Genomic DNA, 14,464 nt, shown 5'->3' on the forward strand with positions numbered 1-14,464 from the left:
CGGGAGCACGGGACGCGCTGGGGCCGCTTTCGCGCGCCGGCGGCGAGCGTCACATGTGCGAGCGGTTGACGCTAGCGGTGGCTGGTACTTGACTGATCAGAGCTTTCAGGGTTTTTCCACGCCCCGCCAAGCGCGGGTGCGGCCCGTCGATGCCGAGGAGTACGGATGAAGCTGGCAGAGCAGATCGTCGAGCAGTTGCAGGCCGCAGGGGTGCGCCGCATCTACGGAATCGTGGGCGACAGTCTCAACCCGATCGTCGATGCGGTGCGTCGCACCGGCGGTGCGGCTCGCGGCGGCATCGACTGGATCCACGTGCGTCACGAGGAGGCCGCAGCCTTCGCCGCCAGCGCGGACGCGCAGGTGACAGGTGAACTCGCCGTGTGCGCGGGCTCGTGCGGCCCGGGGAACCTCCACCTCATCAACGGCCTCTACGACGCCAACCGCTCGGGTGCGCCGGTTCTGGCGATCGCCAGCCACATTCCCAGCGCCCAGATCGGCCAGGGCTTCTTCCAGGAGACCCACCCGGACCGCCTCTTCATCGAGTGCAGCGTCTACTCCGAACTCGTCAGCACACCGACGCAGAGCCCGCGGGTCGTGCAGGCCGCCATTCAGCACGCTGTGTCGATCGGAGGCGTCTCGGTCGTCACGCTGCCCGGTGACATCGCCGACGAGGAGGCCACGGCCGAGGTCACCCCCGTCGCCATCCCGACGAAGGGCGTCGTCATGCCCACCGACGACGTCGTGCGTCGGCTCGCGAGCGAGATCAACCGCGCTGAGACCGTGGCGATCTTCGGTGGGGCCGGGTGCGAGGGCGCGCACGCCGAGCTCATGGCGCTCGCGGAGAAGATCAAGGCCCCGATCGGGCACTCGCTGCGCGGCAAGGACTTCATCCAGTACGACAACCCGTTCGACGTGGGTATGACGGGTCTGCTCGGCTACGGAGCCGTCGCCGAGGGCATCGAGGACGCGGACCTCATGATCATGCTCGGCACCGACTTCCCGTACGACCAGTTCCTGCCCGACACACGTACCGTGCAGGTCGACACTCGCCCCGAACACCTCGGACGTCGTACGGCCGTCGATCTGCCGGTGCACGGAGATGTGAGGGCGACGCTCGCCGCCGTCCTGCCGCTCGTCGAGGAGAAGAAGAACTCGAAGTTCCTCGACCGCATGCTCAAGAAGCACGAGAAGCTCATGGACAAGGCCGTCGGCGCCTACACGCGCAAGGTGGAGAAGCACACGCCGATCCACCCGGAGTACGCCGCGTCGGTGCTCGACCGGACGCTCGCCGACGACGCGATCGTCACGGCCGACACCGGCATGTGCAACGTGTGGTCGGCGCGCTACATCCACCCGTCGGGTCGCGGACGGCTCATCTCGTCCGCGCTGCACGGTTCGATGGCCAACGCGCTGCCCCACGCGATCGGCGCTCAGTTCGCCTACCCCGAGCGGCAGGTCGTCTCCATGTCCGGTGACGGGGGGCTGTCGATGCTCATGGGCGACATGCTGACGGCGCACGCGTACGACCTTCCACTCACGGTCGTACTGTTCAACAACTCGACGCTGGGCATGGTCAAGCTCGAGATGCTCGTCGACAAGCTGCCTGACTTCGGTGTCGACGTGCCCGGCACGAACTACGCCGCCATCGCCGAGGCCATGGGCTGGCACGCGGTGCGCGTGGAGGATCCGAAGGACCTCGAGGCGGCCTACGCCGAAGCGTTCGCCCACAAGGGTCCGAGCCTCGTCGACGTGGTCACCGACCCGAGGGCTTTGTCGATCCCGCCGAAGATCACCAGCGACCAGGTCTTCGGTTTCGCCACGGCGATGAGCAAGATCGTCCTCAACGGCGGTGCGGGCGAGGCCGTCGCCATGGGACGCTCGAACCTGCGCAACATTCCCCGAACCTGGTGACGTTCGCGTGAGTCGGCCGCCGACGCTGAGATTTCGGAGCGTCCGGAACAGGCATAGTGTGAGGTGTCCCGTTCTTGAGGAGTGCTCTCATGTCTCAACCCGCGTCGGTGTCCGCTCACAACGACCAAAGGCAGTTCGTCCGCTCGATGGTGCCGCGCATGATCATCCTGGCGTTCATGTGCATCCTCGTGCAGGGGCTCATGGGTCTTTCCTACATGGGCGCCTTCGGCAAGCCTGACGCGAAGAACGCGCCGTTCCTCGTCGTCAGCCACCACGAGGGCAACGCGGGGTACATCGCGAACAAGCTCAACGCCGTCGAGGGTCAGCCGGTGCGCGCCACGATCAGCACCGATGAGAAGGCGGCGCTTCAGCAGGTGCGCGAGGACAAGGTCGTCGGCGTCTACGTGTTCAACCCGTCGAAGACAGAGAAGAAGGGCAGCGACGATCTGTACTACGCCTCCGCTCAGGGCGCCTCGCGCGCCCAGGTCGCGCAGACGGTCGGCCGAAACGTCGCGGACAAGGCCGAACGCGGGTTGAAGACGCACGATCTCGTCAAGGCAGCGCCGGACGACGCTCGCGGTACGGCCTCGTTCTACCTCGTGCTCTCCTGGCTCGTGGGCGCCTACCTCCTGCCCTCGGCGATGACGACGGCCGTCGGCACTCGTGCGCGTTCCGCTCTCGGCGCGCGCATGCGCCTCCTCCTCTTCGCGGGTTACGCCCTCCTGTCGGGCGTCGTCGGCACGGCTATCGCGCAGTACGGCCTCGACGCGTTGCGCGGTGACTTCTGGCCCATTGCGCTCATGGGGGCGGCACTCGTCTTCGCCGTGAGCACGTTCACCTACGGGCTCACCTCGTTGTTCGGCACGATCGGTATCGGCCTGTCGATTCTCATCTTCGTCATTCTCGGAAACCCCTCGGCCGGTGGCGCCTTCGCCTACGACGTGCTGCCGGAGCCCTGGCGCACGGTCGGCCCGTACCTGCCCAACGGCGCGGGAGTCGACGCGGTGCGCTCCCTGTCCTACTTCGGGGGCGTCGACCTCGAACGCCCGCTGTGGGTCGTGCTGGCCTGGGCCGTCGCCGGTCTGTGGATGATCTGGATGGTCGGCAACAACACCTACCGCTTCTCGCCACAGGGTGTCAGCGAGATCGAGGACGACTCGGTGGGCGTCGTCGGCGAGTTCGTCGAGCACCACCTGCCGTCGCACAGTGAGGCCGATGCGAGCGAGGCGCGCGAGCCGGCTGAGAAGGACGCTGGCGATGCCGACACCGCTGACGACACGGACGTTGACGCCGACTCCGACGCGGGTGACCACCCGGCACCACGAGGGCGCCACGCGGCGCCGGAGCCGGACGAATCGCCGCGCCACGACGGCTGACACGCCTGGTGTGAGCAACGCGGCCGCAGCCCCGATGAATTTCGCTTCACCGTGGGGGAATTGAGAAACTGGCGGGTATGACGACCGTCCTCGCCGTCCAGCCCGCCGAGCGTGTCGAAGGTGGACCCACCTCCGGCATCGCCGGTTTCGCCGTCGACCTCATGGAGAGCATCGGCGGCGTGGGGGCAGGGCTGCTCGTCGCTGCGGAGAACCTCTTCCCGCCGATTCCCAGCGAGGCGATCCTGCCGATCGCGGGTTTCGCCGCGGCCCAGGGCGTCATCACCCTGTGGGGAGCCATCCTCTGGACGACGGCGGGCTCGGTCATCGGTGCACTTGCCCTGTTCTGGCTGGGCCGAGCCATCGGCCGCGAGAAGCTGGTGCGCATCCTGGATCGCATGCCGCTCATGAAGGTCGAGGATCTCGAACGTACTGAGCGCTGGTTTGCCCGCCACGGCGACAAGGCCGTGTTCCTCGGGCGCATGGTGCCCGTGTTCCGTTCGCTCATCAGCGTTCCCGCAGGATTCACCGGCATGGCCGTGTGGAAGTTTACCGTCCTGACGACGATGGGCAGCCTCCTGTGGAACACCGCTTTCGTCCTCGCCGGTTATGTCCTCGGAGCGAACTGGCCGGTGATCGAGCCGTACGTCGGCGTGGCAGAGAAGATCGTCATCGGGCTGGTCGTCGTGGCACTCGTGTACTTCGTTCAGCACCGTCTGAGGCAGCGTCCGAGCGCGTCCTCCTGACGATAGTTTCTTAATTCCATACCGTCTGTGGGCGATTTTCCCAACAAGTGCATAAAGAGACTTTTCAACGAAAATCATTGCCGGGCAACGCTATTCGCGCATTTGCGTGCGGTTACTTCTCTTAAATAGATGCCATGCACACCCATCATGCAGACGATCGATTTATGAACGACATCATGATCGAGTTGGGGGCTCGACGTCGGGGGGGCGAATCGGACGTCGAGTGTGCACAGGAGAGCCTGAGGTTCGCCGGCCTCACCGCAGATGGAGTGGAATCGTCGTCGCCGATGACCCGCGCGCCCCGGGTCGTGCTGGCCACTGCAGAATCCATGCCGGAGGGGGCGGCGCAGCTGGCGCGCGACATCGTGGGGGCGATGTTGCCGGCGCGCCTCGACGTCTGTGGCATCCTCGCGCTCGGTGACGGGCCCGAGGTCTCCCTCGCGTATCCCGTCGAGCCCGATCCGGAGTTGGCCGAGGCCGTGGGTCGCCTGCGTGCTGCCGTGCCGGGCCTGCGCCGGGCCGTGTGGTTGCCGCACGTCACCGTCGCGCACCAGGTGCCGCGTCGCAAGGTGCCCGAGGCGATGGCCGAGCTGGGCGGAATCCCCGGTTCGTTCTTCGCCACGCAGCTGCGCTACGTCGACACGCGCGCACATGAGGCGCAGTCGCTGGTGGGCGTCTCATCCTCCGTCCTGTGAATCGGTGACGCGGCGGGGTCGCCTCTAGGGTCGACACCCATGAGTGACCCTGCCGCGCCCTTCTCCGACCTCGTCTCCGGTGACCGCGAACTCCTGCTGTTCGCCATGACGCCACCGCGGCGCACGACGAGCGACGAGCGGGTTCAGGAGATCGCCGACGCAGCTCTCTCGCGCCTCGACAAACTGGATGTCGACGCGCTCATCCTTTACGACCTCGACGACGAATCCGACCGTGCAGGTGACGACCGCCCGTTCCCCTACCTCGAGACGATGGACCCTGCGGCCTTTCTCGCCGGGCCTCTGTCCGCGTGGCAGGGCAACGCCATCGTCTACCGCTGCGTCGGTAAGTACGACGAGCAGGAACTGGCCTCGTTCCTCCACGGGTGCGCCGACGGTGACGCGACCGTCTTCGTCGGATCGAGTTCGACGGACAAACCCGTACGCACGAGTCTGCCGCGCGCCATTGAGGTGCACGCCGAGGTCGAGCGTGACGTGCTGCTGGGTGGCGTCGTCATTCCCGAACGGCACGCGCGGAGCAAGGACGAGCACGAGCGTCTGCTGCGCAAGCAGGACGGTGGGGTGGGCTTCTTCGTCAGCCAGGTCGTCTATGACACGGGCGAGGCGAAGGACGTGATCTCCGACTACGTCTATGCGTGTGAGGAGCGTGGCGTCGCGCCCGCGCGCGTCGTGTTCACCCTGTCGCTGTGCGGTTCGGAGAAGACGCTCGACTTCCTCCAGTGGCTCGGAGTCGACGTGCCGCGCTGGGTGCAGAACGAACTGCGCCGCAGTCACGACACGCTCGAGGCGTCGTACGAACACTGCATCGCGGCCGCGCACGAACTGGCGCGCTTCTGCCGGTATCTCGGGTTGCCGTTCGGCTTCAACGTCGAGAGCGTCTCGACTCGCAGGGTGGAGATCGAGGCCACGGTGCAGCTTGCGCAGGATGTCGCGCGCATTCTCGATCGGGGTCCGCAGGCCGGACCGGAGTCCAGTGTGTCCGGGGCTTCGCCGCGCTCGGCGTTCGCGCGGACCGGAACGCGCTGACGCCGCGCGGTCGACGCCACGAGACGGACGAGCGACCTTTTTCGAGTTTCGGGAAGGGGCCCAATCGGACGATCGGGCTGGCTACTGTGACGTAAACCACACCCCACGAACGAAGGACCCGTCGTGCGACCCTCCCGTTTCACCGCCGCCCTCGGTCTAGCCTGTGCCGCCTCCCTCGGCCTCGGCGTCACCACGACCGCCACCGCCTCTTCCGCCTCCGCGGCGACGGGCGACTTCTACACGCCCCCGGCTGCTGTTCCGGCTCAGCCGGGCACCCTCATGAAGTCGGAGAAGTTCTTCACCGGCCTCAACATGTGGGGCAACACGACCCGCATCATGTACTCCTCCAAGGACGACAACGGGCAGCCCACGGCCGTCACGGGCGCCTACATCGAGCCGTGGGCCGCGTGGAAGGGCCCGGGTCCGCGCCCGGTCGTCGTCTACGGCGTCGGCACGATCGGCCAGGGCGACCAGTGCGCGCCGTCGCGGATGATGGCGAGCTCCATCAACCTCTCGACGCCCGGGTCGCTCGGGGTGAACTACGAGACGCAGGGTATGAACAACCTGCTCGCCAAGGGCGTCGCCGTCGTCGTCACCGACTACATCGGGCTCGGTACGCCGGGCCGCCCGCACACGTACATGAACCGTGACGACCAGGCGCACGCCATGCTCGACGCCGCGCGCGTCGCGAGCAAGGTGCCCGGCGCCACCGTGAAGGCGAACTCCAAGGTCGCGACGTACGGCTACTCCCAGGGCGGCGGCGCCTCGGCCGCTGCCGTCGAGGCCGCGCCGACGTACGCCCCGGATCTCGACGTCGCCGCCGCCTACGTGGGAGCCCCGCCGGCCGACCTCGAGAAGGTGCTCGCCGGTGTCGACGGCAGCCCGATCGCGGGCGTCATCGGCTACTTCATCAACGGGGCGGCCAGCTCGAGCGCGGCCGTCAAGGCGTTCGCCGACGAGAGCGTCAACGCCACGGGCAAGACGATGCTCTCGCGCACGTCGGGTCAGTGCACGGTCGACACCGTCGTGTCCTACGGCTACCGCAAGACGAGCGACTTCACGGCCACCGGTGAGCCCATCGCGGCCGTCATGGCGCGCAACGAGGAAGTCACCGGGTTCGTGCGCGCGCAGCGCACTGGCACGATGAAGCCGACGGCGGCCGTGCGCGTCGCCACGGGCGTCGCGGACGACGTCGTCCCGCACGCTCAGTCGAAGCAGCTCGCACTCGACTGGTGTGGCAAGGGCGCGAACGTGACGTACGCGCCGATTCCGGGCCTCTCGCTCGGGCCGAAGTCGCTTCTCAACCACGCCAACCCGATGCTGGCCGACCAGCTCACCGCGCGTGACTGGGTCGTGCAGCGACTCTCCGGAGCGCCCGCGACAGGCAACTGCTCCACCGCGGCGGGCCTCAAGTAGCTCGTCCGGTACGCATGAAGGCGCCCACCCGTGAAGTCGACGGGTGGGCGCCTTCGTGCGCGCGGAGCGTCAGGCCTGTTCGACCCGGGCGCGGTGGATGAGCGCACCCGACCCGAGCCCGATGACGAGGCCCGCGAAGAACGCACCCATCGCTGGGTACTTGACGAAAACGATAGGCGACAGCGCGACGAGCACGAGGCAGGCAGCGGCCACAGCTGCCGGCGGGATGCGCAGCAGCGCGCGGAAGGCGACGAAGCCGACCACGTTGCCGATGAGCCAGCCGACGACCGGGTCGATGAGCCAGCTCGGCTCGGGCAGGAGGCCCTTTTCCGGCTGGAAAATCCACAGGAGGAGGACGAGGACGCCGAGAGCGACGAGGTCGATGGCGATCCAGGCGGCGGCAGAGAAGGTGATGTCACCGTCGACGCGGCGACGGTCGGTGTGGTTGGTCATGGCGGTTCCTCTCAGGAAGGGGTCTCCATCACTGTGCCCACGCGCCGTGATCATGCGTGCGTCACTGCGGCGAATGGAGACGAAACAGTTACCTGACAGTAATTTCCCGAGGTTGTGATCAGCGACCGGTCCGCATGCGGAACAGGACGAAGCAGATGAGCGCCAGGACGATGGCGACGACCGCGGCGAGTGAACCTCCGGACAGCTTGGCCAGCGCGATACCCAGGGTCACCCCGGCGAGGCCGAGCAGGAAGACGCGCAGACGCGGAGAGTTGCTCATTCCACCAGGGTAGACGCCGCGCGGGCGTCCGCGCGGCGGCGAAGGCCGCGGCGGATCGTGAAGCGCAGGGCTCGGGCGGCGCTCGTGCCGAAGACGAGGCCGAGGGCGATGGCGAGCACGACGCTCGTCGCGTTCATCGCCGTCGGCCACGACTCGCGCGGGTCGATGCCGAGCTGGGTCACCGTCACGAGGCCCAACGAGCCGGGAACGAGGAGCCAGAAGCTGGGCAGGAAGAGCACCATGCGCGACAGCGTCGGGCGGGCCAGGGCGATGACCCACGCGCTGAAGCTCGCGACGAAGGCGCCTGCGAGCGCGCCACCCCAGGCCGGGGCGTCGACCCAGTTCTGCACCGACCACTGCGTCACGTACGTCGAGGCGGTGACGAACAGGACGCCGGGCGCGAGGCGGCGCGGCACCGACTCCATGAAGCAGATGCCGAGGGTGAGCAGGACGAGACCGACGAAGCCTGCGAGCGGGCCGATCTCGTCGACGCGCGCGTTGGCGAAGGCTTCCGGTGGCACGTCGAGGAGGATGCTCGCGCCGGCGACCCCGGCTGCGAACATGACGAGCTGGGTCGTGCCGTAGGCGAGGCGTGAGGCGCCGGAGACCATGGCCCCGGCGACGAGTTCCGACAAGCCCGTGACCAGCAGGGCACCCGGCAACAGGACGGCCACGGGCGGCAACATCGTGCGCAGCGGGCTCGTGATGAAGCCCGCTTGGAACGCGGCGAAGGCCGCCGCAGCGACGAGGAATCCGGCGAAGAGCGGCAGGAGGGCGCTCGGTACGAGGCGTCGCCCGGTGAGGCGGATGAGGGCGATCGTGATGGGGCTCGCCACAGCTGCGAACAGCACGCTCGGCCACGTCGGTTGGAGGATGCCGGCAATGCCCGCCGCCACGGTGAACCCACCGAGGTACATGCCGGTGACGGGGAAACGGGCACGCTGCGCGCGCAGGCCCTTGAGAGCCTCGAGCGCGGCGGTCGGCGTCAGGGCGCCCGTCTCGAGGCCGTGCTGGATGCCGGCGACGCGGGCCGTCTGGTCGAGGCGCAGGGAGCCCTCGATCGACTCGAACGTCGCCGGGGCGCCGTGGCCGAGGCTGAGCGTGACACCGTCCGGGGTGGCGTTGATCTGCGCACCGGGCAGGCCGATCGCGCGGGCTGCGCGCACGACGTCCTCGGTGGCCTCGTGGGCGCCGGCGCCGCCGGCCATGTGCGCGGCCGCGAGGTAGACGAGCAGCTGACGCGTCTGGGCGTCAGTGAGGGCGTCGGGGCTCGCAGTCACCGGACGATGGTACGCGGGCCTTCACGTGCCGAGCCGCCCCTCGCGTTCGTGGTGACGTTCGTTGCGGTTGGTGACGTTGCACCGTCACCAACCGCAGCAAACGTCACCAGCTAGGAGCGGGGCTCGAGCAGTCTGGCGGCGTTGTCGTGGAGAACGCCGCGCATCCAGTCGTCACCGAGGTCGAGGCGCGCCAGGGCGTCGAGCTGGTGGACGTAGGGGTAAGGGATGTTGGGGAAGTCGCTGCCCAGCACCACCTTGTCGCCGATGTCGAGGAGGCGCGGCAGATACTCGCGCGGGTACGGCGTGAGCGATTCGGTGAAGTCGGTGAACGCCATCGTCGTGTCGAGGTGGACGCGTTCGAAGCGTTCGGCGAGGTCGAGGAAGCGCCCGTACTCGGAGTTGCCCATGTGGGCGATGAGGAGCGTCAGCGCGGGGTGGCGCTCGAGAAGGGATTCGACGCGGTCGGGGCCGGTGAACTCACCTGGCATCGGGCCGGAGCCGCAGTGGATGACGACGGGCGTGCCCTTCGCCTCGAGCTGTGCCCACACGTCGTCGAGGGTGGGATCGAGAGGGTCGTAGCCGCCGACCTGGATGTGCACCTTGAAGATCTGCGCACCCGCGTCGAGGGCCTCGGCGACGTAGGTGGGAGCCTCGGGTTCGGCGTAGAACGTCGCGCTGGGAATCGCCTCCGGCGTGCTCGCCGCGAAATCGCGGGACCACGCGTTGAGCCACGCGGCCATGCCGGGCCGGTGCGGGTAATTGAGGGAGCTGAAGCGGGTGACGCCGAAGTCACGCAGGGTGGCAACGCGCTCGGCTTCGTCGGTGCGGTAGGTGATCGTCCACGGCCCCACCGTGGTCTCGATGGCGTCGAAGTAGCGCCACACCTTGTCGAGCACGTTCTGCGGCATGAAGTGGGTGTGGACGTCGATGAGGCCCGGCAGCCCGAGACGCTGGGCGTACGCGCGGACCTGGGCAGCTTCGTCGTGTCGGCTCGGGTTAGTCACCACGCCAGGATGCCGCAGAGGGGCGGTGTCGGTGGGCGAACGCGGCCGTTCGTTCATCGCGCGCGTCGGGTGAACAGGCTGTAGAACGACAAAAAGGCCGGTGGCACGCGGTTATTTGCATGCCCACCGACCCTTCGGGCCGTCCCGATCAGACGGAGCAGTGGTCGCCTTCGCAGGACGGGCCGTGGTCGTGGTCAGCCTGAGCCGTGACGGCATCATCGCTCGTCGAGGCCGCGGTGTCGCCGTGGAGCTCGTTCCACGTCTGTGCGAGAGCCTGCTCGAACAGCTCGACGGGCTGTGCACCCGAGATGGCGTACTTCTCGCCGAGCACGAAGAACGGCACACCGCTGATGCCGAGCGCGCGGGCCTGCTCCTCGTCACCGCGCACGTCGTCGGCGAAGTCGGTGCCCGCGAGCAGCGCTCGCACCTGGTCGGAGGGCAGTTCCAGCTCTTCGCCGAGGCGCTGCAGCTCGGTCGTGTCGCCGACCGCAACGCCCTCGGTGAAGTAAGCGCGCATGAGGCGCTCGTGCGCTTCGGTGGCGCGCCCGTGCTGGGCGGCCAGGTGGACGAGACGGTGAGCGTCGAACGTGTTGCCGAACCTGGCTTCGCGCCAGTTGAACTCGAGGCGGACCTCGGCCGCGCGGGCGGCGATGTCCTCCTGGCTGCGCTCGGACTGCTCCGGCGTCATGCCGTACTTCGCCGCGATCTTCTCGACGAGCGTCGTGTCGGGCACGGCCTCGATCGTCGGGTCGAGCTCGTAGGAATGCCAGACGATGTCCACGTCGTCGGCGTGCTCGAACCCGTCGAGCGCGAGCTCGAGGTGGCGCTTGCCGATGTAGCAGAACGGGCAGACGATGTCGCTCCAGATGTCGATCTTCACGCCGGGTGCAACGTCGTGGGGGCAGGTTCGATTCCGCACAGGCACCGGCGGGAGCCCCACCCCGGTGTGTTGTTCTGGGGAGACACGCACGCCCCCTCCCGTCACAGGAGCCGAGCGGCGCTGCCCGACGGGAGGGGCATGCTGGGCCGATGGCCCGGGCCCGATCCGAGGGGGCGCAAGCCGTCGCCACGGGCTCGTTCGTCGTCTTCGCCGTTGCCGTGGTGGCCCTCTGGGTCGTCACGATCGTGTCAATCCTGCGCTCGAGCTACACGTGGGGAATCAAGGCGTTGGCGCTGCTCGCAACCCTCCTCTTCCCGTTCGTCAGTTTCCTCGCGTGGTTCCTGTGGGTGAAGAAGCAGCAGCCCGGGTACGCGGGACGCTGACGGGGGCAGCGTCAGGCTGGGCAGACTCCCCTGCGGTTGGGTAGCGGCAGACTCTGCCCAACCGCAGGAAACCCTGCCCAACGAGGGTCAGGGCTAGAGCTGACTCACCAGAGCGTCATCGACTCCCGCAGAACGCGCTCGACGTCGGCCTCCGTGATCTCGACCGGCGCGGTGGTGAGCAGGCGCTGCTGCTTCATCGTGCCCTCGACGAGCTTGGCCACGTCGTTTTCCGAGTAGCCCACGGCCGCGAGGCCGTTGGGGAAACCGATGTCGCGCATGAGCCGACGCAGGGCATCCGGCAGCGCGTCGCGGCCGAGGTCGCGTGTGGATGTGTCCGGTTCGAGCAGCGCCGCCATCTCGTGGTGACGCTCCGGGTTCGCGGGGTAGAGCAGTGCGAAGGCCGCCGGCGCCGTCAGCGCCACGGCCATGCCGTGCGGCACCATCGCGTGGTCGGCGTCGTACCCGTCAGGCCGGAAGTCGCGCACCATGCCGGCGATCGGATAGGCGTTCGCGTGCGGCAGGTGCACGCCCGCGTTGCCGAAACCCATGCCCGCGAACGTCGCCGCGAGCGCCATGGCCCCGCGCGCCTCGGCGTCGTGGCCGCTCTGGACGGCGGTGCGGAACGAGCCGGCGAGCAGACGTACGGCCTCGCGCGACCACATGTCGCTGATCGGGTTGGCGCCGCAGTACGGCACCCGCTCGGACGCTTCCTTGCGGGCGAACTCGGTGTACGGCTTCGCCGTGTAGCTCTCGAGGGCGTGACACAGGATGTCCATGCCCGACGCCGCCGTCACGCCTGCCGGCTGGCTCATCGTGAGGTCCGGGTCGATGACGGCCATGCGCGGGCGCAGCGCAGGGTGACTGATGCCGGTCTTGACGTTCTGCTCGAGCACGTCGAGGACGCAGATCGTCGTCGACTCGCTGCCCGTGCCCGTCGTCGTCGGTACGGCGATGAGGGGCACGAGCGGCTTCGTCGGGTTCGCGCCCCCTCCGACGGGCGCGTTCACGTAGTCCATCAACTCGCCGTCGTTCGTCGTCATGAGGTTGATCGCCTTGGCGGTGTCGATGCTCGACCCGCCCCCGACCGCGACGATGACGTCCCACGGTCCGTGCTGGCGCGCCCACGCGGTGGCCTCCTCGAGGGAGGCGTCGGTCGGCTCGACGTGCGAGTCGGTGAAGACGTCGACCCGCAACCCCGACGTTTCCAGCGCCTCCACGACCGGGGTGACGATGCCCGCGGCGGCCACGCCGGGGTCGCTCACGACGGCGGCGGTGCGGGCGCCCAATGTCGTTGCGTCATGACCGATTTCGGCAGCGGCTCCGCTGCCGTACTTCAGCTGGGGGCTGCCGTAGGTGAAGATCGTCTCGCTCATACCGACGACGCTACGCCGGAGGCGCGACGAGTGGGCGACTGCGGGCTGAGCCTCGCGACGGGAGCATTCCTGGCGATGGGAGCGAAACACGTGCGACGGGCGTGCTGTAACGCGCCCATCGTCAACGTTCTGCTCCCATCGCCTCACGATCGCGGCGGCCGCGTCAGGAGGGAGTCGTGCGCGCCTTCGTCAGGTCCTCGGCCAGCATGACGAGGATGCCGCTCGGGCCGCGCAGATAGGTGAGCGCAAAGACGTCCTGGTAGTTCGCCACGCCGCGCAGGGGGTGGCATCCGTGGCGCGCGGCGATGGCGAGCGCTTCGTCGAGGTCGTCGACGCGGAACGCGACCCGGTGCATGCCGATCTCGTGCGGCAGGGTCGGTTCGGTCGCGATGGCCTGGGGGTGGAGGTACTCGAACAGCTCGATCCGCCCGGAGCCGTCGGGCACCTCGAGCAGGGCGATCTTCGCGTGGTTGCCGTCGAGGCCGACTGCGGTGTCGGCCCATTCGCCGCTCACCTCGTCACGCCCGACGAGGTTCAGGCCGAGGTCGGTGAAGAAGGCGACGGCGGCGTCGAGGTCGCCGACGGCAATGCCGACGTTGTCCAGGGAGATGGCCATGAGCGACACGCTACCGAGGGGCGGCTGTTCCTCACGGTTCCTCGGGTGGACGCTCGTCGCCTGCTCGGGTCGAGCCGGTGCGCTGTGCGGCACCAGGCATGTCGCCTAGGCGTTCGCGACGTCGGGCCTGGCGGGCCACCCGCGCTTGCGCTCGCTCGAGCGGCAGTTCCTGACGACGCACGCGCGCCGCCTTCATCTGCTCCCGCACCGCCTCGCGCATCTGCTCGCGTGGGTAGGGGCGGCCGCCGATGATGTCGCGGATGGCGTTCCAGCGCGCGTCGTACGTCGCGTCGAACCGACGCTCGGCCCGTCGCGCGAGCCATCCGTCCTTCTTGTAGCGCCGCTGCGCCCACCACGACCCCGGCTTCGCCACGCGCACGGCGCCGATGATCCCGACGAGCGGCACGAAGACGCCGACGAGGCCGGTGGGCAGCTTGCCCTTGAGAATCGTCACGACGACGAAACCGAGGTTGACGATGCCGAGCGCCGACAGCAGTGCGCCGGGCAGGTCGTTGCCGGTGGGCACGACGTCGAGCGGGTTGGCACCGATGACGAGCGCCGCGGTGATCGTCACCGCGACGATGAGCGCCGTCACCGACTGACGCCCCTCCTCCTGCCAGTACACGTCGTCGAGGTGGAGCCACATGGCGAACTCGTCGAGCGTGAGCGCCGCGCCCATGCCGAACAGGGCCGCGAGGACGTTGAGCGCGAGCCCCCGCTCGGGCAGGTAGGTGATGAGCAGCAGACCGCTGAAGAGCACCATGAGGATGCCCCACACCTGGTGGTGCACGTGGATGCCGGCGACGACGATGTTGCGGATGAGCCCGGGTTCGGCGTTCTCCTTGAGGTATGCCTCGGCGCGGTCGGCCTTGTGGCGGATGTAGCGCGTCGTCGTGCGGGTGGCCGCCGTCGTGAAGACGAACGCGATGAGCAGCCACAGGACGGCGTGGCGGCTCGGGTCGATCATGCTGCCATCGTAGGTCGGGGGCGAGTTGTGGCCCGCTACGGCG

15 protein-coding genes are annotated in these 14,464 nt (G+C 68.5%); 7 read left to right on the top strand and 8 right to left on the bottom strand.

Annotated features, from left to right (window positions below; translation table 11 throughout):
* The first annotated feature begins 165 nt into the window (after positions 1 to 165).
* The 6 genes from EVU97_RS11325 to EVU97_RS11350 all read left to right on the top strand — a co-directional run bounded on the left by EVU97_RS11325 (position 166) and on the right by EVU97_RS11350 (position 7,185).
* Positions 166 to 1,911, top strand: coding sequence for a pyruvate dehydrogenase (locus EVU97_RS11325; protein ID WP_129665879.1), 1,746 nt, complete (start codon positions 166 to 168; stop codon positions 1,909 to 1,911).
* A gap of 89 nt (positions 1,912 to 2,000) precedes the next feature.
* Complete coding sequence (locus EVU97_RS11330) at positions 2,001 to 3,287, top strand: ABC transporter permease (protein ID WP_129665881.1); 1,287 nt, start codon at positions 2,001 to 2,003, stop codon at positions 3,285 to 3,287.
* A 77-nt stretch (positions 3,288 to 3,364) separates the two neighbouring features.
* The gene (locus EVU97_RS11335; RefSeq protein WP_129665883.1) at positions 3,365 to 4,030 is read left to right on the top strand and encodes a DedA family protein; all 666 of its coding nucleotides are present in this window, start codon (positions 3,365 to 3,367) and stop codon (positions 4,028 to 4,030) included.
* A 164-nt stretch (positions 4,031 to 4,194) separates the two neighbouring features.
* Entirely contained in the window at positions 4,195 to 4,725 is a 531-nt protein-coding gene (locus EVU97_RS11340) for a hypothetical protein (RefSeq protein ID WP_129665885.1), read from the top strand.
* A gap of 39 nt (positions 4,726 to 4,764) precedes the next feature.
* A complete protein-coding gene (locus EVU97_RS11345) occupies positions 4,765 to 5,769 on the top strand; it encodes a methylenetetrahydrofolate reductase (protein WP_223059602.1) in 1,005 nt (334 codons plus the stop codon).
* A gap of 123 nt (positions 5,770 to 5,892) precedes the next feature.
* Complete coding sequence (locus tag EVU97_RS11350; RefSeq protein ID WP_129665887.1) at positions 5,893 to 7,185, top strand: lipase family protein; 1,293 nt, start codon at positions 5,893 to 5,895, stop codon at positions 7,183 to 7,185.
* A 69-nt stretch (positions 7,186 to 7,254) separates the two neighbouring features.
* Here EVU97_RS11350 and EVU97_RS11355 read toward each other — a convergent pair whose 3' ends face one another.
* The 5 genes from EVU97_RS11355 to EVU97_RS11370 all read right to left on the bottom strand — a co-directional run bounded on the left by EVU97_RS11355 (position 7,255) and on the right by EVU97_RS11370 (position 11,082).
* Positions 7,255 to 7,638 (bottom strand): hypothetical protein, encoded by a 384-nt coding sequence (locus EVU97_RS11355; RefSeq protein WP_047310940.1) that lies wholly within the window; start codon positions 7,636 to 7,638, stop codon positions 7,255 to 7,257.
* A 118-nt stretch (positions 7,639 to 7,756) separates the two neighbouring features.
* The gene (locus EVU97_RS14995; RefSeq protein ID WP_165357948.1) at positions 7,757 to 7,918 is read right to left on the bottom strand and encodes a hypothetical protein; all 162 of its coding nucleotides are present in this window, start codon (positions 7,916 to 7,918) and stop codon (positions 7,757 to 7,759) included.
* Complete coding sequence (locus EVU97_RS11360) at positions 7,915 to 9,198, bottom strand: threonine/serine exporter family protein (RefSeq protein WP_205744895.1); 1,284 nt, start codon at positions 9,196 to 9,198, stop codon at positions 7,915 to 7,917. The genes EVU97_RS14995 and EVU97_RS11360 overlap by 4 nt, the downstream gene beginning before the upstream one ends.
* A 110-nt stretch (positions 9,199 to 9,308) precedes the next feature.
* Positions 9,309 to 10,202, bottom strand: coding sequence for an amidohydrolase family protein (locus EVU97_RS11365; protein WP_240730212.1), 894 nt, complete (start codon positions 10,200 to 10,202; stop codon positions 9,309 to 9,311).
* Positions 10,203 to 10,350: 148 nt separating this feature from the next.
* Positions 10,351 to 11,082 (bottom strand): DsbA family oxidoreductase, encoded by a 732-nt coding sequence (locus EVU97_RS11370; RefSeq protein ID WP_129665891.1) that lies wholly within the window; start codon positions 11,080 to 11,082, stop codon positions 10,351 to 10,353.
* A gap of 149 nt (positions 11,083 to 11,231) precedes the next feature.
* On the opposite strand from EVU97_RS11370, the gene EVU97_RS11375 reads away from it, so the two are divergent.
* Entirely contained in the window at positions 11,232 to 11,465 is a 234-nt protein-coding gene (locus EVU97_RS11375; RefSeq protein WP_129665893.1) for a hypothetical protein, read from the top strand.
* A gap of 104 nt (positions 11,466 to 11,569) precedes the next feature.
* Here EVU97_RS11375 and EVU97_RS11380 read toward each other — a convergent pair whose 3' ends face one another.
* From EVU97_RS11380 to EVU97_RS11390, 3 genes are all read right to left on the bottom strand, one after another.
* Positions 11,570 to 12,838: a hydroxyacid-oxoacid transhydrogenase gene (locus tag EVU97_RS11380; protein ID WP_129665895.1), complete on the bottom strand. Its 1,269-nt coding sequence runs from the start codon at positions 12,836 to 12,838 to the stop codon at positions 11,570 to 11,572.
* Positions 12,839 to 13,001: 163 nt separating this feature from the next.
* Positions 13,002 to 13,454 (bottom strand): VOC family protein, encoded by a 453-nt coding sequence (locus EVU97_RS11385; RefSeq protein ID WP_129665897.1) that lies wholly within the window; start codon positions 13,452 to 13,454, stop codon positions 13,002 to 13,004.
* Positions 13,455 to 13,485: 31 nt separating this feature from the next.
* Positions 13,486 to 14,421 carry a hypothetical protein gene (locus EVU97_RS11390; RefSeq protein WP_129665899.1) on the bottom strand — a complete coding sequence of 312 codons (936 nt, stop codon included), beginning with the start codon at positions 14,419 to 14,421 and terminating at the stop codon, positions 13,486 to 13,488.
* Positions 14,422 to 14,464: the final 43 nt, after the last annotated feature.

It is taken from the genome of Dermacoccus sp. 147Ba (assembly GCF_004151355.1).
Classification (GTDB): domain Bacteria; phylum Actinomycetota; class Actinomycetes; order Actinomycetales; family Dermatophilaceae; genus Dermacoccus; species Dermacoccus abyssi.